General features: G+C 64.0%; 16 protein-coding genes. 8 read left to right on the top strand and 8 right to left on the bottom strand.

Features of this window, described 5'->3' with window-relative positions; all coding sequences use genetic code 11:
* Positions 1–80 precede the first annotated feature (80 nt).
* The 5 genes from HU748_RS09385 to choX form a co-directional block, all read right to left on the bottom strand.
* Entirely contained in the window at positions 81–338 is a 258-nt protein-coding gene (locus tag HU748_RS09385; RefSeq protein WP_054891717.1) for a hypothetical protein, read from the bottom strand.
* Between the two features lie 365 nt (positions 339–703).
* Complete coding sequence (locus tag HU748_RS09380) at positions 704–1,180, bottom strand: thioesterase family protein (protein ID WP_186710236.1); 477 nt, start codon at positions 1,178–1,180, stop codon at positions 704–706.
* Between the two features lie 10 nt (positions 1,181–1,190).
* Positions 1,191–2,156, bottom strand: coding sequence for an L-carnitine dehydrogenase (locus tag HU748_RS09375; RefSeq protein WP_186710238.1), 966 nt, complete (start codon positions 2,154–2,156; stop codon positions 1,191–1,193).
* Positions 2,157–2,291: 135 nt separating this feature from the next.
* Complete coding sequence (locus tag HU748_RS09370; protein ID WP_186667460.1) at positions 2,292–3,176, bottom strand: 3-keto-5-aminohexanoate cleavage protein; 885 nt, start codon at positions 3,174–3,176, stop codon at positions 2,292–2,294.
* A gap of 127 nt (positions 3,177–3,303) precedes the next feature.
* Positions 3,304–4,248: a choline ABC transporter substrate-binding protein gene (gene choX / locus HU748_RS09365; RefSeq protein WP_186667461.1), complete on the bottom strand. Its 945-nt coding sequence runs from the start codon at positions 4,246–4,248 to the stop codon at positions 3,304–3,306.
* Between the two features lie 148 nt (positions 4,249–4,396).
* Between choX and HU748_RS09360 the strand changes: the two genes are divergently transcribed.
* Complete coding sequence (locus HU748_RS09360) at positions 4,397–5,341, top strand: GlxA family transcriptional regulator (RefSeq protein ID WP_151925302.1); 945 nt, start codon at positions 4,397–4,399, stop codon at positions 5,339–5,341.
* Between the two features lie 54 nt (positions 5,342–5,395).
* Here the strand turns inward: HU748_RS09360 and HU748_RS09355 are convergent, their stop codons facing one another.
* Positions 5,396–5,797, bottom strand: a complete 402-nt coding sequence (locus HU748_RS09355; protein ID WP_054891723.1) for a lysozyme inhibitor LprI family protein — start codon at positions 5,795–5,797, stop codon at positions 5,396–5,398.
* A 275-nt stretch (positions 5,798–6,072) separates the two neighbouring features.
* Here HU748_RS09355 and HU748_RS09350 point away from each other — a divergent pair, with 275 nt between their 5' ends.
* From HU748_RS09350 to HU748_RS09325, 6 genes are all read left to right on the top strand, one after another.
* A complete protein-coding gene (locus tag HU748_RS09350) occupies positions 6,073–7,050 on the top strand; it encodes a dipeptidase (protein ID WP_186667463.1) in 978 nt (325 codons plus the stop codon).
* 78 nt (positions 7,051–7,128) lie between these two features.
* Positions 7,129–7,659: a DUF5943 domain-containing protein gene (locus tag HU748_RS09345; RefSeq protein WP_054891724.1), complete on the top strand. Its 531-nt coding sequence runs from the start codon at positions 7,129–7,131 to the stop codon at positions 7,657–7,659.
* 15 nt (positions 7,660–7,674) lie between these two features.
* Complete coding sequence (gene dgcA / locus HU748_RS09340; protein ID WP_054891725.1) at positions 7,675–9,735, top strand: dimethylglycine demethylation protein DgcA; 2,061 nt, start codon at positions 7,675–7,677, stop codon at positions 9,733–9,735.
* A 173-nt stretch (positions 9,736–9,908) separates the two neighbouring features.
* Positions 9,909–11,864, top strand: a complete 1,956-nt coding sequence (gene dgcB, locus HU748_RS09335) for a dimethylglycine demethylation protein DgcB (RefSeq protein ID WP_186667464.1) — start codon at positions 9,909–9,911, stop codon at positions 11,862–11,864.
* Positions 11,864–13,096 (top strand): electron transfer flavoprotein subunit alpha/FixB family protein, encoded by a 1,233-nt coding sequence (locus HU748_RS09330; protein ID WP_186667465.1) that lies wholly within the window; start codon positions 11,864–11,866, stop codon positions 13,094–13,096. The genes dgcB and HU748_RS09330 overlap by 1 nt, the downstream gene beginning before the upstream one ends.
* 10 nt (positions 13,097–13,106) lie before the next feature.
* Positions 13,107–13,877, top strand: a complete 771-nt coding sequence (locus HU748_RS09325) for an electron transfer flavoprotein subunit beta (RefSeq protein ID WP_186711265.1) — start codon at positions 13,107–13,109, stop codon at positions 13,875–13,877.
* Positions 13,878–14,557: 680 nt separating this feature from the next.
* Here the strand turns inward: HU748_RS09325 and gbcA are convergent.
* Positions 14,558–15,850: a glycine-betaine demethylase subunit GbcA gene (gbcA, locus tag HU748_RS09320; protein WP_186667467.1), complete on the bottom strand. Its 1,293-nt coding sequence runs from the start codon at positions 15,848–15,850 to the stop codon at positions 14,558–14,560.
* A 296-nt stretch (positions 15,851–16,146) separates the two neighbouring features.
* On the opposite strand from gbcA, the gene gbcB reads away from it, so the two are divergent.
* Entirely contained in the window at positions 16,147–17,247 is a 1,101-nt protein-coding gene (gene gbcB, locus HU748_RS09315; RefSeq protein WP_186667468.1) for a glycine-betaine demethylase subunit GbcB, read from the top strand.
* A 56-nt stretch (positions 17,248–17,303) separates the two neighbouring features.
* Here the strand turns inward: gbcB and HU748_RS09310 are convergent, their stop codons facing one another.
* The gene (locus HU748_RS09310) at positions 17,304–18,923 is read right to left on the bottom strand and encodes a methyl-accepting chemotaxis protein (RefSeq protein WP_186720168.1); all 1,620 of its coding nucleotides are present in this window, start codon (positions 18,921–18,923) and stop codon (positions 17,304–17,306) included.
* Positions 18,924–18,996: the final 73 nt, after the last annotated feature.

The raw sequence follows: 18,996 nt of genomic DNA, 5'->3' as shown, positions 1-18,996 counted from the left end.
GGGCAAGCCCGCTCCCACAGGACCTGTATCGGCCTTGTAGGAGCGGGCTTGCCCGCGAAGAATTCAATGAAGATTCAGAATCAGGCGCGCTGACTGAACTGCGCCAACGCCGGCAACAGCTGCTTGTCGATCGCCTGACGTACCGCCGGGAGGATGGTCGCGCTGCCGGTGTACATCTGCTCCACCATTCCCTTCAACGCCCGGGCATTGGGCTCGGTCAGCCCGCGCACCACCACCTCGCAGGCCTGCTCGGCGCTGGCCCCGGCCGGAATGTCGAAGCCGCGTGCGCGCAGGTGGCCCAGCAGGTCGTCCTGGTCGATCAAATCCGCATGCATCATGGTTGTAGTCCTTGTCTGGTGCCGTGATTTACGACTGATTCTGTGACCAGTACGACAACCTCGCAAGGGTAGAACGTCGCGATGGCCGCTTTGGCTAAGAACAGGTCGTTCCCGGCTAAATCAGGCAGAAGGGAAGTGAGCACACTGGAGTCATTCACGGCACCGAGGGTTTGGTCACCCTCACTTCACGCACAGTGGATGTTGCTCGCTCTCAGCCCCGGACGCTCACGGCTTCCGGGGTTTTTTTCGGGGGGGCACTTCATTCTGTGGGAGCGGGCTTGCCCGCGAAAAAGACACCGCGCTGCCTGGCACGGGCTAAGCCCGTGTTCGCGGGCAAGCCCGCTCCTACAAGGACCTGGGCGGGCTCAGGATCGTGCGGGCAAACCGATCACCCGGCCCACGAACTCGGCGGGTGCCTGGTCTTGCTGCTCATCCACCAGCCCTTGCAGCAACGCGGCACTGCGCTCGCTGAACGGCGCCGACTTCGGCCCTGCCAGGTCCACGTGCAGCAGCATCTGCTCGCTGGCCGACAGGGCTTCGTCGAAGCCTGCACGGTGCAGCGTGTGGTACAGGTGCAGGCGCTTCTTGTCGAAGCCGATGATCTGCGTCTGCACCCAGACTTCGGTGCCGAGCTTCACCTCGTGCAGGTAGTTGATGTGCGCCTCCAGGGTGAACAGCGAGTTGCCGCTCTGGCCACGGCTGTCGGCGTCCAGGCCGATGCGCTCCATCAGCGCATCGGTGGCATAGCTGAAGATCAGCAGGTAGAAGGCATCGCGCAGGTGCCCGTTGTAATCGACCCAGTCCTGTTGAACCGGGGTGCGGTAGGTGATCAGGGCGGGCATCGCAGTCTCCTCAGTCGCCAAAGGCCATGCCGTGCTTGGCCTTGCTGTTCTTCACAGCGTCCAGCACCGCCAGCAGGGTATCGTCACGATAGCGCTCCAGCGCCGCGATGCTGCGTTCGCCCAGTTGCTCGGAGGTGCCGTCGACCACGTCGTCGATCAGCTTGTCGGTCAGCTCTGGTGCTGGCAGGTAGGTCCAGGGCAGCTTCAGCGCCGGGCCGAACTGCGACATGAAGTGACGCATACCGGCATCGCCACCGGCCAGGGTGTAGGTGAGGAAGGTGCCCATGAACGACCAGCGCAGACCCGCGCCAAAGCGAATCGCATCGTCGATCTCGCCCGTGCTGGCAACCCCGTCGTTGACCAGGTGCAGGGCCTCGCGCCACAGCGCTTCGAGCAGGCGGTCGGCGATGAAGCCCGGGACCTCCTTGCGCACATGCAGCGGGCGCATGCCCAGCGCGGTGTAGATGGTCTTTGCGGCTTCGATGGCTTCAGGCGCGGTGTGCTTGCCGCCGACGATCTCCACCAGCGGCAGCAGGTACACCGGGTTGAATGGGTGGCCGACCACGCAGCGCTCGGGGTGGGTGGCCGACTCGTAGAATTCGCTGGGCAGCAGGCCCGAGGTGCTGGAGCCGATGATCGCATCGGGCTTGGCCGCGGCGCTGATCTTGGCGTGCAGGTCGAGCTTGAGGTCCAGGCGCTCGGGGGCGCTTTCCTGGATGAAATCGGCGTCGCGCACGCACTCTTCGATGGTGGCGACGAACTTCAGCCGCGCTTGTGCGGCGCCGGGTGCCAGGCCTTGTTTTTCCAGGGCTGGCCAGGCGTTGGCGATGCGTTTGCGCAGGGCCTGTTCGGCGCCGGGCGCCGGGTCCCAGGCGATCACGTCCAGGCCATGGGCCAGGGCGCGAGCGACCCAACCGCTGCCGATGACGCCGCTACCGAGTGTGGCGAAGGTCTTGATGTGGGTGATGAAAGGCATATCAGTCTCTCTATGTACTTGAGGTTGGCGCGGGCCCTGTAGGAGCGGGCTTGCGCGCGAACACCGGCGAAGCCGGTGCCATTCACCGCGTCGCATTCTTCGCGGGCAAGCCCGCTCCTACAGGGGGCAGTGCGATCAGCGACGCTTGAGATTCATTTTTTCGCGGCCTTCGGCCGGGGTCAGCACGCGGCCACCGAGGCGCGAGATGATCTCCACCGCGCGTTCGACCAGTTGACCGTTGCTGGCCAGCACGCCACGGTCGAGGTAGAGGTTGTCTTCCAGGCCCACGCGTACGTTGCCGCCGAGCAGCACCGCCTGTGCGGCCATCGGCATCTGCATGCGGCCGATACCGAAGCCTGCCCAGGTGACGTTGGCCGGCAGGTTGTCGACCATGGCTTTCATGGTGGTGGTGTCGGCCGGCGCCCCCCATGGGATGCCCAGGCACAGCTGGAACAGCGGATCGTCGAGCAGGCCTTCCTTGATCATCTGCTTGGCGAACCACAGGTGGCCGGTGTCGAAGATCTCCAGCTCCGCCTTCACGCCCAGCTCGGTGATGCGTTTGGCGCCAGCGCGCAGTTGCGCCGGGGTGGAGACATAGATCGAGTTGCCGTCGCCAAAGTTGAGGGTGCCGCAGTCCAGGGTGCAGATCTCGGGCAGCAGTGCCTCGACGTGGGCCAGACGCTCCAGCGGGCCGATCAGGTCGGTGCCGGCGCCGAAGTCCATCGGTGCCTCGCCCGGGCCGATCTCGAGGTCGCCACCCATGCCGGCGGTCAGGTTGACGATCACGTCCACGTCGGATTCGCGGATGCGTTCCATCACTTCGCGGTACAGCGCGACGTCGCGGCTGAAGCGGCCGGTCTGCGGGTCACGGACGTGGCAGTGGACCACGGTGGCGCCGGCCTTGGCGGCCTCGACGGCGGCTTCGGCGATCTGCTTGGGGGTGACCGGGACCAGGTGGCTCTTGGCAACGGTGTCGCCGGCTCCGGTCAGGGCACAGGTGATGATGACGTCGTGGTTCATGGGGTAAATCCTTCAGGCGTGTCTGTTCTGTGAGTTCGGTGTTGGGCTTTTCGCGGGCAAGCCCGCTCCTACAGCTCATGGCATGCGCATAACCTGTAGGAGCGGGCTTGCCCGCGAAGAGGCCGGGTCAGTTGGCAGTGAGCTTGAGGTTGTCAGCCGCCGGCTTGCCGTCGAAGGTGGTCACGCCTTCAAGCCAGCGGGCCTTGTCTTGTGGGTGGTCCTTGAGCCACTGGCGTGCCGATTCCAGCGGGTCCTTGTGGTCGAGCAGCGGCTGCATCATGCGGCTCTCGTCCTCGGCGCTGAATTTCAGGTTGGCCAGCAGGCGGTTGGCGTTGGGGCAGCGTTCGGCGTAGTCGGGCGCGGTCACGGTCCAGACCGTGGCACGGCCTTCGTCCGGGCCCAGGGCGTCCTGGCTGTCACCCAGGTAGACCATGTCGATGTTCACGTTCATCGGGTGCGGCGCCCAGCCGAAGAACACCACGGCCTCCTTGCGGCGCACGGCGCGATCGACGGCGGCGAGCATGCCGGCCTCGCTCGACTCGACCAGCTGGAACTTGCCCAGGTCGAACTTGTTGCTGGCGATCATCGCCTTGATCTGGGTGTTGGCGCCCGAGCCGGGCTCGATGCCGTAGATCTTGCCGCCCAACTCCTTCTCGAACTTGTGGATGTCGGCAAAGCTCTTCAGGCCCTTGTCGGCCAGGTACTTGGGTACTGCGAGCGTGGCGCGGGCGTCTTCCAGGCTGGGTTTGTCGAGCACCTTGACCTGCTTGGCGTCGACGAACGGGGTGATGGTCTGGGTCATGATCGGGTTCCAGTACCCGAGGAACATGTCCAGGCGCTTGTCGCGGATGCCCGCGAAGATGATCTGTTGCGAGGCGCTGGTCTGTTTGGTCTGGTAGCCCAGGCCGTCCAGCAGTACCTGGGCCATGGCGCTGGTGGCGATGACGTCGGTCCAGTTGACCACACCGAGGCGCACGTTCTTGCAGGCGGCGGGCTCGGCGGCGAAAAGCGGGGTGACCACGGTGGTGCTGAGAGCGAGGGACAACAGGCTGCGGCGGATAAAGCGATGCATGGTGGCTCTCCATCGGCAGTGCGTATTGTTATGGGATCCGGCCTCTGCGGGCCGTGGGAAAAAAGTTACGCCCATGGCACAGTGGGCAATCGCACGCTGGCGACCAAGAGTTGCACTGCAGCGACCACCCACTTCCCAGGAGTCAGCGATGCCGGAAACGATCCAGTTTCTCCTCTTGCCGGGATTTTCTGCGTTGGGCTTCATCAGTGCGGTGGAGCCCTTGCGGGTGGCCAATCGCTTTCGCGGAGCGCTGTATCGCTGGCAGGTGCTGAGCCTGGACGGCGGCCCGGTGCAGGCCAGCAACGGCATGTCGGTCAATGCCGACCAGGCGCTGTCTGACAGCGAGCGGGGAGGGATGCTGCTGGTTGTCGCCGGCTTCGAGCCGCTGGCCTGCTATGGCCCTGTGCTGCAACAGGCGCTGCGGCGCGTCGAGCATGACGGCGGCACGCTCGGCGGCATCGATACCGGTGCGCTGGTGCTGGCCGAAGCGGGCCTGCTCGACGGCTATCGCGCGACCTTGCACTGGGAGGCGCTGGAGGCGTTCAAGGAGCGCTATCCGCGCCTGCAGGCGACTCAGGAGCTGTTCGAGATCGACCGGCGGCGGATCACCTGCGCGGGAGGGACGGCGTCCATCGATCTGATGCTCGATCTGATCGCCCAGGCCCACGGCAGCGAGCTGGCGATCCAGGTGTCGGAGCAGTTCGTGGTCAGCCGTATTCGTCCGCGCCAGGATCACCAGCGCATGGAGATCGCCACGCGCTACGGCATTCGCAACAAGAAGCTGGTGAAGGTGATCGGCGAAATGGAGCGCAACACCGAGCAGCCGCTCAACACCCAGGTTCTGGCCGATGCCGTGCAGGTGACCCGTCGTCAGTTGGAGCGCCTGTTTCGCCTGCACCTGGACGACACGCCCAGCGGCTTCTACCTGCGGCTCAGGCTAGACAAGGCCCGACAACTGCTGCGCCAGACCGACATGAGCGTGCTGGAAGTGGGTGTGGCGTGCGGGTTCGAGTCGGCGTCGTATTTCACCCGCTGTTATCGGGCGCGGTTCGAACGTTGCCCGCGGGAGGACAGGTTGGCCAGGGCGGTGTGATGGGGGCTGCGCTGGCCCTTTCGCGGGTTTGGCCGCGAAAGGGCCATTAGATAATCACTGCTGCCCCACCGACTGCAGATACTCCGACCGCTCATCGCTACGCTGCGCCACGCAGGTATTCCACGCCGCCTCGAAGGCCTTGCTGCCGGGTTTCTCGGCATAGGTCTCGACCTTGCAGTCGGCATCGCGCAACTGGGTCCAGAGCTTCTCGGCCGCCTCCATGCGTCCGCTGAGCGCAACGGCCTTGTCGTTTTCGTCCGCGTACTGGTCACGGATGCGCTGGATCAGGTCGTCATAGGCGGCCTTCAGTTCGCGTTCGGCGGTCTGCTTGTTGTACGCCGCGCACGCATAGGTCTGCTGGTCGGTCTCGACGTTGTCGCAGGGCGTGCTTTCTTCTTCGGCGGCCTGGGCGCCCAGCGCCACGAACAGCAGTACCAGCCATGCCTTTGATTTCATCCGTTTTCTCCTGAACAGGCTGACGAATCGTCGAGATTCTCGCTCAGCCTAGAGCCGGGTGGTAGAGGGCAAAGAAAATGTTCATGAACGGTTCTTGTCGAGACTCGCTCTCATTGCCCAGCAGCGCGCCAGAGCTTGCCATGTCGCTCATTGACGCTTTCGGCAAACCCCCTGTCGTTTTTGCATCGGGGCGACACAGGCCGCAGGCATATGCTGGCCCCAAAGCGCCGGCACACGATTCGGCGTCGCCCAACTCGACAAAAGGGGACAGCCTGATGAGCCCAGCCGAATTACACGCCGACAGCATCGTCATCGATGGCCTGATTATCGCCAAGTGGAACCGCGAGCTGTTCGAAGACATGCGTAAAGGCGGGCTGACCGCAGCCAACTGCACCGTGTCGGTCTGGGAAGGGTTCAAGGCCACGGTCGACCAGATCGCCGCCAGCCAGAAACTGATCCGCGACAACAGCGACCTGGTGATGCCGGTGCGCACCACAGCCGACATCCGCAAGGCCAAGGAGCTGGGCAAGACCGGCATCCTCTTCGGCTTCCAGAACGCCCATGCGTTCGAAGACCAGATCGCCTACGTGGACGTGTTCAAGCAGCTGGGCGTGGGCATCGTGCAGATGTGCTACAACACCCAGAACCTGGTCGGCACCGGTTGCTACGAGCGTGACGGCGGCCTGTCGGGCTTCGGCCGCGAGATCGTCGCCGAGATGAACCGTGTCGGCATCATGTGCGACCTCTCGCACGTGGGCTCCAAGACTTCCGAGGAAGTCATCCTCGAATCGAAAAAGCCGGTCTGCTATTCCCACTGCCTGCCGTCGGGCCTGAAAGAGCACCCGCGCAACAAGTCCGATGCCGAGCTGAAGTTCATCGCCGACCACGGCGGCTTCGTCGGCGTGACCATGTTCGCGCCGTTCCTGGCCAAGGGCATCGACTCGACCATCGACGACTACGCCGAGGCCATCGAGTACACCATGAACATCGTCGGTGAAGACGCCATCGGTATCGGCACCGACTTCACCCAGGGCCATGGCCAGGAATTCTTCGAGTACCTGACCCACGACAAGGGCTACGCCCGTCGCCTGACCAACTTCGGCAAGATCATCAACCCGCTGGGCATCCGCACCGTGGGCGAATTCCCCAACCTCACCGAGACCCTGCTCAAGCGCGGCCATTCCGAACGCGTGGTGCGCAAGATCATGGGCGAGAACTGGGTGAACGTTCTCAAGGATGTGTGGGGCGAATAAAGCCGCACTCCGAGCCTGAAAGCCCTTGCCAGCAACGCCGGGGCATCCAAACAAAAAATTTTATGGAGTTGAGTTTCCATGGCCAAGATCGCCCCGCAATTGCCAATCGAAGTCGACAGCGAGACCGGTGTCTGGACGTCCGATGCCCTGCCGATGCTGTACGTACCGCGGCATTTCTTCGTCAACAACCACATTGGCATCGAGGAAGTGCTGGGCGCCGACGCCTATGCCGAGATCCTCTACAAGGCGGGTTACAAGTCTGCCTGGCACTGGTGCGAAAAAGAAGCCGAGTGCCATGGCCTGGAAGGCGTGGCGGTGTTCGAGCACTACATGAAGCGCCTGAGCCAGCGTGGCTGGGGCCTGTTCGAGATCCAGGACATCGACCTCGACAAAGGCACGTGCAGCGTCAAGCTCAAGCACTCGGCGTTCGTCTACGTGTATGGCAAATGCGGCCGCAAGGTCGACTACATGTTCACCGGCTGGTTCGCCGGTGCCATGGACCAGATCCTCGCTGCCCGTGGCAGCTCGATCCGCACTGTGGCGGAGCAGGTCTATGGCGGTTCTGAAGAAGGCCACGAAGATGGCCTGTTCGTTACAAAGCCGTTGTAAGCCGGAGAGAGCGTCATGGCATTCGAAGCAATGTTCCAGCCGATCCAGATCGGCAAGCTGACCATCCGCAACCGCGTGCTCAGCACCGCGCACGCCGAGGTCTACGCCACCGATGGCGGCATGACCACCGAGCGCTACGTGAAGTACTACGAAGAGAAGGCCAAGGGCGGCATCGGCCTGGCCATCTGTGGCGGCTCGTCGGTGGTTGCCATCGACAGCCCGCAGCAATGGTGGGCTTCGGTGAACCTGTCCACCGACCGCATCATCCCGCACTTCCAGAACCTCGCCGACGCCATGCACAAGCATGGCGCCAAGATCATGATCCAGATTACCCACATGGGCCGTCGCTCGCGCTGGGACGGTTTCCACTGGCCGACCCTGATGTCGCCGTCCGGCATCCGCGAGCCGGTGCACCGCGCCACCTGCAAGACCATCGAGGTGGAGGAGATCTGGCGGGTGATCGGCAATTACGCCCAGGCTGCGCGCCGGGCGAAGGAAGGCGGACTGGACGGCGTGGAGCTGTCGGCGGTGCACCAGCACATGATCGACCAGTTCTGGAGCCCTCGGGTCAACAAGCGTACCGACGAATGGGGCGGCAGCTTCGAAGGCCGCATGAAGTTCGGCCTGGAAGTACTCAAGGCGGTACGCGCCGAGGTCGGCGACGACTTCTGCGTGGGCATGCGCATCTGCGGTGACGAATTCCACCCCGATGGCCTGAGCCACGAGGACATGAAGCAGATCGCCGCCTACTACGACGCCACCGGCATGATCGATTTCATCGGCGTGGTCGGCTCGGGTTGCGACACCCACAACACCCTGGCCAACGTCATTCCCAACATGAGCTACCCGCCCGAGCCGTTCCTGCACCTGGCGGCCGGCATCAAGGAAGTGGTCAAGGTCCCGGTGCTGCACGCGCAGAACATCAAGGACCCGAACCAGGCCACGCGCATTCTCGAAGGCGGCTATGTCGACATGGTCGGCATGACCCGTGCGCACATGGCCGACCCGCACCTGATCGCCAAGATCAAGATGGGCCAGATCGACCAGATCAAGCAGTGCGTCGGTGCCAACTACTGCATCGACCGTCAGTACCAGGGCCTGGACGTGCTGTGCATCCAGAACGCCGCGACGTCCCGTGAATACATGGGCGTGCCGCACATCATCGAGAAGTCCACCGGGCCGAAACGCAAGGTGGTGGTGGTCGGCGCCGGCCCTGCCGGCATGGAGGCCGCACGGGTAGCCGCCGAGCGTGGCCATGACGTCACCGTGTTCGAGAAGAAGGAGCAGATCGGCGGGCAGATCACCATCGCCGCCAAGGCACCGCAGCGCGACCAGATCGCCGGCATCACCCGCTGGTACCAGCTGGAGTTCGCGCGCCTGAAGGTCGACCTGCGCCTGGGCACTGCGGCAGACATCGCGACCATCCAGGACCTGCGCCCGGACATCATCGTGCTGGCGGTGGGCGGTCATCCGTTCATCGAGCAGAACGAGCACTGGGGCGCCGCCGAAGGGCTGGTGGTCAGTAGCTGGGACGTGCTCGACGGCAAGGTCGCACCGGGCAAGAACGTGCTGGTGTACGACACCATCTGCGAATTCACCGGCATGTCCACCGCTGATTTCATCGCCGACAAGGGCAGCCAGGTCGAGATCGTCACCGACGACATCAAGCCGGGCGTGGCCATGGGCGGCACGACCTTCCCGACCTACTACCGCAGCATCTACCCCAAGGAAGTGATCATGACCGGGGACATGATGCTGGAGAAGGTCTACCGCGAGGGCGACAAGCTGGTGGCGGTGCTCGAGAACGAATACACCGGGGCCAAGGAAGAGCGTGTGGTCGACCAGGTGGTGATCGAGAACGGCGTGCGCCCGGACGAGGAGCTGTACTACGGGCTCAAGGAGGGTTCGCGCAACAAGGGCCAGATCGACATCGACGCTCTGTTCGCGATCCAGCCGCAGCCGATCCTCAGCCAGCCGGGCGAGGGCTACCTGCTGTACCGCATCGGCGACTGCGTGGCCCAGCGCAACGTGCATGCGGCGATCTATGACGCCTTGCGGTTGTGCAAGGACTTCTGATCGAACTGTCGGCACACACCGGCCCCTGTGGGAGCGGGCTTGCCCGCGAAAGCGTCAGCACCAACAACAGGGGTGTCTGACCTGGCGCATTCGCGGGCAAGCCCGCTCCCACAGGGCCAGTGCAGGATTCCAGGGGCCTGAACCCCTTGCAACCGCTGTTGTGGGAGCCTCCCATGTTGAACACCCTTCTACCCATCCTGCTGTTCGCCGCACTCGCCCTGGCGGTGCTCGGCGCCCTGCGCCGGGTGCGCATGTGGCGGCGCGGGCGGCCGAGCAAGGTCGACCTGCTCGGCGGCCTGCTGGCCATGCCGCGGCGCTACCTGGTCGATCTGCACCATGTGGTCGAGCGCGACAAGTACATGTCCAAGACCCACGTGGCCACTGCAGGTGGCTTCGTCCTGTCGGCGCTGTTGGCGATCCTGGTGCATGGCTTCGGCCTGCAGAGCAAGATCCTTGGCTACGCGCTGCTGGTTGCTACGGTGATCATGTTCAGCGGCGCGATCTTCGTCTTCAAGCGTCGTCTGAATCCGCCTTCGCGCCTGTCCAAGGGCCCGTGGATGCGCCTGCCGAAAAGCCTGCTGGTATTCGCCGCGAGCTTCTTCATCGCCACCCTGCCGGTGGCGGGCATCCTGCCGGCCAATACCGGCGGCTGGGTGATGGTCGGCATTCTCGGCCTTGGCGTGCTGTGGGGTGTGTCGGAGCTGTTCTTCGGCATGACCTGGGGCGGGCCGATGAAGCACGCCTTCGCCGGTGCCCTGCACCTGGCCTGGCACCGCCGTGCCGAGCGTTTCGGCGGCGGTCGCTCCACTGGCCTCAAGCCGCTCGACCTGGAAGACCCGAACGCGCCGCTGGGTGTGGAGAAACCGGTCGATTTCACCTGGAACCAGCTGTTGGGCTTCGACGCCTGCGTGCAGTGCGGCAAGTGCGAGGCGATGTGCCCGGCATTCGCCGCCGGCCAGCCGCTGAACCCGAAAAAGCTCATCCAGGACATGGTCATCGGCCTGGCCGGTGGCACCGATGCGACCTTTGCCGGCAGCCCTTACCCCGGTAAACCGGTTGGTGAGCATGGCGGTCATCCGCACCAGCCGATCGTCAACGGCCTGGTCGATGCCGAGACGCTGTGGTCGTGCACCACCTGCCGCGCTTGCGTGGAGGAGTGCCCGATGATGATCGAGCACGTCGATGCCATCGTCGACATGCGCCGCCACCTCACGCTGGAAAAGGGCGCGACGCCGAACAAGGGCGCCGAGGTGCTCGACAACCTGATCGCCACCGACAACCCCGGCGGCTTCAACCCCGGTGGGCGGATGAACTGGGCCGCCGACCTGAACCTGAAACTGCTGTCGGACGTGAAGAGCACCGAGGTGTTGTTCTGGGTCGGCGACGGCGCCTTCGACATGCGCAACCAGCGCACCCTGCGTGCCTTCGTCAAGGTGCTCAAGGCCTCGGGTGTGGACTTCGCCGTGCTCGGCCTGGAAGAACGCGACAGCGGTGACGTGGCCCGTCGCCTGGGCGATGAAGCGACCTTCCAGCACCTGGCCAGGCGCAACATCCAGACCCTGGGCCAATACCGCTTCCAGCGCATCGTCACCTGCGATCCGCACAGCTTCCATGTGCTGAAGAACGAATACGGCGCCCTGGGCGGCGAGTACCAGGTGCAGCACCACAGCACCTACATCGCCGAACTGATCGCCGCCAACAAGCTCAACCTCGGCCAGCACAAGGGCGGTAGCGTGACCTACCACGACCCGTGCTACCTGGGGCGCTACAACGGCGAGTACCAGGCCCCGCGCGACGTGCTCAAGGCCTTGGGCATCGAGGTGCGCGAGATGCAGCGCTCGGGCTTCCGTTCGCGTTGCTGTGGCGGTGGCGGCGGTGCGCCGATCACCGACATCCCAGGCAAGCAGCGTATCCCCGACATGCGCATGGACGATATCCGCGAGACCGAGGCCGAACTGGTGGCGGTAGGTTGTCCACAGTGCACGGCGATGCTTGAGGGTGTGGTCGAGCCGCGCCCACAGATCAAGGACCTGGCCGAGTTGGTCGCCGATGTGCTGATCGAAGACGAGACGCCCGCCGCTGCGAGCAAATCGAACCTGGTAGAACGTGAACCTGCGGAGGTGCACTGATGAGCGACATCATCCGCCGCGATCCTCGCGCCGAGTGGATTGCCCGTAACCGCCTGCACCCGCTGCACGCGGCGATGCAGACGCAACAGACGCGCTGGATGGGCCCCAACGGGCTGATTCGCAAGAACCCCCACGCCATCGCTGCCGGCTTCATCGGCCCCAGCGGCCTCAAGCGTATCGACCGCAGCGGTGCCCAGCAGGGCACGGCGATCGGCGGTCGGCGCACGGCAGCCGCCGAGGTGCAATTGCCCTTGCATCAGGTGGCGGATCCGGCGTTCTACATCGCCGTGGTGCCCGACATGGTCGGTGGCCGCCTCGGCAGCCACGACCGCGACCTGCTCGGCCTTGCCCGCAGCCTTGCCGGCAGTGAGGGGGCAGTGCTTGCGGTCGTCTTTGGCGAACACAAGGAAAGCCACTTTTCCACAGCCGGTGTCGATCGCCTGCTGGTCATCGATGGCGAAGCATTCGAAGGCTATGTGCCCGAGCAGCTTGTCCAGGGCTTGCGGGCTGTGGATAACCAGTTTGCGCCGCAGCACTGGTTGCTGCCTGACAGCCGCACCGGTGGCGGCGAACTGGGGCGGCGCCTGGGGGCAGCGCTCGGCGAGCGCCCGGCCACGCGGGTCTGGCAGATCAAGGACGGCCAGTGCATCGGCCGTGCCGGCGCCGGCCAGCAGGACCTGCAGCGCGGCCTGCCGCGCCTGATACTGGCCGCCGCCGAATGCGCCGAGCCGGTCAGCGAAACCCGTCACGAAGCGCTGCCGGTCACGTTGTCCACAGGCGTGGCGCGCAGCCTGTCGCGCATCGAAGACCTCGGATCGGTGGCGGTAGACCCGGCGGCCATCGCCATGGCCGAAGCCGAATTCATTGTCTCCGGCGGCAACGGTGTGAAGGATTGGGCACTTTTCCACAGGGCAACTGCGGCCCTGGGGGCAACCGAGGGCGCCTCGCGGGTCGCCGTGGACGACGGCTTCATGCCGCGCAACCGCCAGGTCGGTGCCACCGGTACCTGGGTCACGGCGCGGGTCTACGTGGCGGTGGGGATCTCCGGGGCCATCCAGCACCTGCAAGGTATCGGTGCCTGCGACAAGGTGGTGGCGATCAACATGGATCCCGGCTGCGACATGATCAAACGGGCCGATCTGTCGGTGATTGGCGACAGCGCGGCGATTCTCCAGGCACTGATCGAGGCTGTGGACAACTACCGCAGCGGCGCTCGGCGCGACGCGGCATAAGGGCACGAGCATGAGTACGAAAGTCATCAGCCTGGTTTCCATCGGCGCTCACCCCAGCTCTGGTCGCGCTCGCCGCGCCGAGCAGGATGCACGCGCTGTCGAATTGGGCTTGCAGCTGGCTGGGGATAACTTGCAGGTGGTACATGCCGGCGACCCGCGCGAAGAGGCCCTGCGCGGCTACCTGGGCATGGGCCTGGAGCATCTGGATGTGCTCGAGCAGCCTGCGGGGGCCGATGTGCTGGGGGTGCTGGGGGATTACCTGCGCGACGCTGGTGCTCAACTGGTGCTGACCGGCAGCCAGGCCGAGACGGGTGAAGGCTCGGGCATGCTGCCGTTTCTGCTGGCCGAGAGGCTGGGCTGGCCGTTGGTGGTGGGCCTGGCTGAGGTGGAGTCGATCGAGAATGGCACCGCCCAGGTGCTGCAGGCCTTGCCGCGCGGTCAACGACGCCGGTTAAAGGTACGCCTGCCGTTGCTGGCGACTGTGGATAACGCCGCGCCCAAGCCGCGCCAGAGCGCCTTTGGCCCTGCGCGGCGGGGTGTGCTGGCGGCGCGTAACGTGGCGGTGGTGGACGATGAACTGCTCGAAGGCGACGCCTTGCAGCCTGCCCGCCCGCGGCCCAAGCGGCTCAAGGTGATCAAGGCCAAGAGCGGCGCCGATCGGATGAAGGCAGCCACGGCCAAGGCCAGTGGCGGTGGCGGCAAGGTGCTCAAGGATGTTTCCCCACAGGAGGGTGCCGAAGCGATCCTCAAGTTGCTGGTGGAGGAAGGCGTGTTGCGCTGACTGGTTGGGGCTGTTGTAGGAGCGGGCTTGCCCGCGAAAAGAACACCGCGCTGCCTGGCACGGGCTACGCTCGTGTTCGCGGGACAAGCCCGCTCCCACAGAGAGTTGCCCACCAAATCTGTTCGCGACCCTGTGAATAAAGTGTTCGCGCTTCGCTACAGCCCTTTGAAATCAATGCGTGTAGAGCATTGATCAAAAAACATACAGCCCGCTCCGTGAATCACCCATGGCAATCCCGGGTCATTCCCATGAGGTTTCCCACAATCACTGTTGGCGGCTCTGTGGATAATATGTTGGGCAACCGCTGGATGCCTTGATTTCATTGGCCTGCAATCTATTGGTCAATAATTGACCAAATTCGCCTTAATCACTCTCAAGGTCATGATTTACAAGGGGTCAAGGCCATTATCCACAGCACTTTTCCACGCAGTCTGCATGTGCCCACAAAATCTGTTGGCGTATCTGTGGACAAGGTGTTCGATATTACTTGCAGGCCTCTGGATCAAAGGCTTTCAAAGAATTGATCAAATAATGATCAGTCTGTCGTCTGCCGAGGCTCGACGCCTGTCCACAGAACATCTGAACAACTCTGTGGATAACATGTTCAGTTCCTTTGGATTGCAATGTAAAACGCCACGGCCGATCGCTCGGCCGTGGCGTTTATCAACACCCGTGAAGGCTTACTGCGCCTTGACTTCCTTCAGGTATGGCGCAGGTTCCGCACCCAGGTTGGCCAGGACGCGGTCGCTGTACCAGTCGATGAAGTTGACCACACCGAACTCGTAGGTCTTCGAGTACGGGCCCGGCTGGTAGGCGGTGGAGTTGATCCCGCGCTGGTTCTCTTCGGCCAGGCGGCGGTCCTGGTCGTTGGTGGCATCCCAGACCTTGCGCATCTGCTCGGGGTCGTAATCGACGCCTTCGACGGCATCCTTGTGCACCAGCCACTTGGTGGTGACCATGGTTTCCTGGGCGCTGATCGGCCACACCGTGAAGACGATCATGTGATCGCCCATGCAGTGGTTCCAGGAGTGCGGCAGGTGCAGGATGCGCATCGAACCGAGGTCGGGGTTCTTGATGCGGCCCATGAGCTTCTTGCACGCCTGCTTGCCGTCCATGGTCATCGACACGGTGCCCTTGAGCAGCGGCATGCGCACGATGCGGTTACGCAGGCCATGGCTCTTGTGCAGGTAAGGGATCTTCTCGGCTTCCCAGGCGGCAGCGGAAGCGGCGACGTGGTCCTTGAACGCCTGGTCGGCGCGCGGGTCGTTGGTGTCGTCCCACTCCAGCAGGGTCTTGAGCAATTCAGGGTGCGAACCGTTGCAGTGGTAGCACTCGCGGTTGTTTTCCAGCACCAGTTTCCAGTTGGCCTTTTCCATCAAGGTGGTCTGCACGGCCACCTTGGCGTTCTCCATGTCGTACGGTTCCATGTAGTGGTCGAGCGTGGCCAGGAACTCGTCGATGGCCGGCGGATTTTCCGCCAGGCTGATGAAAATGTAGCCGCCCGCAGTCTTCACGTTGATCGGCTTGAGGCCGTACTGGTTCATGTCGAAGTCGGCGCCCATCTCGGTGCCGGCGAACAGCAGGCGGCCGTCGAGCTCGTAGGTCCACTGGTGGTAGGGACAGACCAGCTTGGCCACCTTGCCCTTTTCGCTGACGCACAGCCGCGAACCGCGGTGGCGGCAGACGTTGTGGAAAGCGTGCACCTTGCCTTCGGCGCCGCGGATGACGATCACCGGGTTCTTGCCGATCTGCAGGGTGAGGTAGTTGCCTTTCGATGGAATTTCGCAGGTCATCCCCGCGATCAGCCACTCCTTGTGGAAGATCTCCTGCATGTCGATCTGGAACAGGCGCTCGTCGCAGTAGAACGGCTGCGGCAGCGAGTAGGTCCGCTCGCGGGTCTGCAGCATCTCGGCGGTGGCCTTGCGTGCAGGTTCCAGTGGATCGCCCAGGCTCAGGGTTGCGGTGACGTCCATCGTTATATCCTCAAGGCCGTTGTCGGCCGGCGAAAGGTGGCTAATCGTTGTTGTGGTTGGCGCAAGGCTGTCAGCGAAAAAACGGCGGTTCTATTTGCCGAGGAGTGTGCGTTCGCGCCGTTCGCGAACCATATCCATGGGCGACATGGCCGAATCGAATTCCGACGCGCCAACCCTTGTACCTTGGGGCTGGTCGCGATAAGCACGCCGATGTCGCGGATGGGAATGTGCGACGTCACGGCGTTGCGCATTATCGCAGCCATAAGAAGGCCGATAGTCGGCTGCTGGAGAAGAACATGTCCGAAACCTTCCTCAATCCGGTCACCACCCAGACCTGGGCCAACGGCCGCCACATCGTGCGCTGCGTCAAGGTCATCCAGGAGACCTGGGACGTGCGCACTTTCTGCTTCATGGCCGACCAGCCGATCATGTTCTTCTTCAAGCCGGGCCAGTTCGTGACGCTGGAGCTGGAGATCGAAGGCAAGCCAGTGATGCGTTCCTACACCATCTCCAGCTCGCCATCAGTCCCCTACAGCTTCTCGATCACCGTCAAGCGCGTGCCCGGCGGGCTGGTATCGAACTTCCTCCACGACACCCTGCACGAAGGCGCAGAGCTTCCCGTGCACGGCCCGGTGGGGTTGTTCAACGCCATCGACTTCCCGGCCAACAAGGCGCTGTACCTTTCCGGCGGTGTCGGCATCACCCCGGTGATGTCCATGGCGCGCTGGTTCTACGACACCAACGCCAACGTCGACATGGTGTTCGTGCACAGCGCCCGCTCACCCAAGGACATCATCTACCACCGCGAGCTGGAACACATGGCCTCGCGCATCCCCAACTTCAGCCTGCACATCATTTGCGAGAAGCACGGCCTGGGCGAGCCCTGGGCGGGCTATCGCGGCTACCTGAACCAGCGGCTGATGGAGTTGATCGCGCCTGACTACCTCGAGCGGGTGATCTTCTGCTGTGGGCCGACGCCCTACATGAACGCGGTCAAACGCATGCTCGAAGCGGTCGGCTTCGACATGAAGAACTACCACGAGGAATCGTTCGGCGCGACGCCGGCCGAGGCCAAGGCCGATGCGGTCGAGCATGCCGAAGCGGCGGCCGAGGCGCCGGCAGTGGATGTGGCCGACCTCAACCTGGTCGAGTTCGTCGGCAGCGAGAAGAGCATTCGCATCGCCCCGGGCGAGACGGTGCATGCGGCGGCGGCGAAAGTCGGGCTGATGATTCCCAAGGCCTGCGGCATGGGCATCTGCGGCACCTGCAAGGTGCTCAAGCTCGGCGGTGAAGTGGAGATGGACCACAACGGCGGGATCACCGAGGACGACGAAGCCGAAGGCTACATCCTGTCGTGCTGCAGCGTGCCCAAGGGGGATGTGCGGATCGACTACTGATCCGTTGCACCGTAACTGCAGGAGTGGCGAATTGCCGCTCCTGCAGGATTGCGTGGTCAGGTGCGGAACCGCCCCACCAGCCCATTCAGATCCACTGCCAGGCGCGACAGCTCGGCGCTGGCCATGCTGGTCTGGTGTGCGCCGGTCGCGCTCTGCACCGACAGGTCATTGATGTTCACCAGGTTGCGGTCCACCTCGCGGGCCACCTGGGCTTGCTCCTCGGCAGCGCTGGCGATCACCAGGTTGCGCTCGTTGATCTGCGCCACGGCGCTGGTGATGGTGTCCAATGCAAGGCCAGCGCCGCGAGCGATGTTCAGGGTCGATTCGGCGCGATCGGTGCTGGTGCGCATCGATTCCACCGCATGCTCGGTGCCGCCCTGGATGCTGCCGATCATCCGCTCGATCTCGCTGGTCGATTGCTGGGTGCGATGGGCCAATGCCCGCACCTCGTCAGCCACCACCGCGAAGCCACGTCCAGCCTCGCCGGCACGTGCCGCTTCGATGGCGGCGTTGAGTGCCAGCAGGTTGGTCTGGTCGGCCAGGCCGCGGATCACGTCCAGCACCTTGCCGATATCGCGTGATTGCCCGGCCAGATCCTCGATCAGCCTGGCGGTGGTCTGCACGTCGCTGCTCATGCGTTCGATGGCGCCGACCGTCTCGATCACCAGGTCGCGGCCATCGCCGGCCGAGCGGCTGGCTTCACCCGAGGCCTCCGAGGTGCTGACGGCATTGCGGGCAACCTCTTCGACGGCGCTGGTCATCTCGGTAACCGCAGTGGCGGCCTGCTGGATCTCGTTGTTCTGCTGGGCCAGGCCGCGCGCGCTTTCGTCGGTGACGCTGTTGAGTTCCTCGGCGGCCGAGGCGAGCTGGGTGGCAGAGCCTGAGATCAGTTGCAGGGTGTCGCGCAGCTTGTCCTGCATCTTGGCCATGGCCTGCAGCAGACGGGCGGCTTCGTCGGTGCCGTCGGTGCTGACGCGCTGGGTGAGGTCGCCTTCGGCGATCTGTTCGGCGGCTCGCAGGGCGTCGTAGATCGGGCGCACGATGCTGCGTGTCAGCAGCAGGGCGAACAGCAGCGTGAGCACCGTGGCAGCCACCAGCAGGCCGATCACCAGCATGAAGGCGCTGTCGTACTGGCGTGCGGCTTCTTCGTTGGCCTTGCGCGTCTGCGCGGTGTTGATCTGCAGCAGGCGGTCCATGGCCTTGTTGATCTGGTCGGAGTTGGCCAGCAGGTCGCGGTTGAGCATCTCGCGCAGAGGATCGAGCTGGCCGGCCTGGCTCAGGCTGCGCATACGGGCTTCAAGCTGGCGGTACTGCGTCAGCAACTGGCCGAGCTGGTCGAATGCGGCCTGTTCCTCAGGCTCGGCGATCAGCGGCACGTAGGCGCTACGAGCCTTGTCGATCTGGGCGTTGCGTTCGTCCATCAGGCGCATGGTATCGGCCTGCGAATCCCGGTTGACCAGCAGTCGATAGGACAGGGTGCGCAGGCGCAGATTGAGCGCGGTCATTTCGTCCAGCAGCTTGATACTCGGGACATTGACCTGCTCGATGATGATGCCCGCCTGCCGGATATTGCCCATCTGGATGAGTGAAAAAATACCTAGGCTAAGCATCAGCACACCGATCAGGGAAAAGCCGAGCAGGGCGCGTGGGGCGATATTCAGATTGCGTAGGGACATGACGTCGAGATCCGGAGGGAAGGCTCGCGTCCATGCGAAGGAATTTGACCTACCTGCCTATCGGTCGGAACGC

The organism is Pseudomonas sp. RW3S2, assembly GCF_014268955.1.
GTDB classification, from domain to species: Bacteria; Pseudomonadota; Gammaproteobacteria; order Pseudomonadales; family Pseudomonadaceae; genus Aquipseudomonas; species Aquipseudomonas wayambapalatensis.
The sequence above is the reverse complement of the archived record's forward strand: the minus strand, read 5'-3'. Positions and strand labels throughout refer to the sequence as shown.

Bases quoted from the DNA above. Each gene is read 5' to 3' on its own strand.
- HU748_RS09355 (WP_054891723.1), bottom strand. From the start codon at position 5,797: ATGAAATCAAAGGCATGGCTGGTACTGCTGTTCGTGGCGCTGGGCGCC.
- HU748_RS09360 (WP_151925302.1), top strand. From the start codon at position 4,397: ATGCCGGAAACGATCCAGTTTCTCCTCTTGCCGGGATTTTCTGCGTTG.
- HU748_RS09375 (WP_186710238.1), bottom strand. From the start codon at position 2,156: ATGCCTTTCATCACCCACATCAAGACCTTCGCCACACTCGGTAGCGGC.
- HU748_RS09350 (WP_186667463.1), top strand. From the start codon at position 6,073: ATGAGCCCAGCCGAATTACACGCCGACAGCATCGTCATCGATGGCCTG.
- dgcA (WP_054891725.1), top strand. From the start codon at position 7,675: ATGGCATTCGAAGCAATGTTCCAGCCGATCCAGATCGGCAAGCTGACC.
- choX (WP_186667461.1), bottom strand. From the start codon at position 4,248: ATGCATCGCTTTATCCGCCGCAGCCTGTTGTCCCTCGCTCTCAGCACC.
- HU748_RS09325 (WP_186711265.1), top strand. From the start codon at position 13,107: ATGAGTACGAAAGTCATCAGCCTGGTTTCCATCGGCGCTCACCCCAGC.
- HU748_RS09385 (WP_054891717.1), bottom strand. From the start codon at position 338: ATGATGCATGCGGATTTGATCGACCAGGACGACCTGCTGGGCCACCTG.
- HU748_RS09380 (WP_186710236.1), bottom strand. From the start codon at position 1,180: ATGCCCGCCCTGATCACCTACCGCACCCCGGTTCAACAGGACTGGGTC.
- HU748_RS09330 (WP_186667465.1), top strand. From the start codon at position 11,864: ATGAGCGACATCATCCGCCGCGATCCTCGCGCCGAGTGGATTGCCCGT.
- gbcB (WP_186667468.1), top strand. From the start codon at position 16,147: ATGTCCGAAACCTTCCTCAATCCGGTCACCACCCAGACCTGGGCCAAC.
- gbcA (WP_186667467.1), bottom strand. From the start codon at position 15,850: ATGGACGTCACCGCAACCCTGAGCCTGGGCGATCCACTGGAACCTGCA.
- dgcB (WP_186667464.1), top strand. From the start codon at position 9,909: ATGTTGAACACCCTTCTACCCATCCTGCTGTTCGCCGCACTCGCCCTG.
- HU748_RS09345 (WP_054891724.1), top strand. From the start codon at position 7,129: ATGGCCAAGATCGCCCCGCAATTGCCAATCGAAGTCGACAGCGAGACC.
- HU748_RS09310 (WP_186720168.1), bottom strand. From the start codon at position 18,923: ATGTCCCTACGCAATCTGAATATCGCCCCACGCGCCCTGCTCGGCTTT.
- HU748_RS09370 (WP_186667460.1), bottom strand. From the start codon at position 3,176: ATGAACCACGACGTCATCATCACCTGTGCCCTGACCGGAGCCGGCGAC.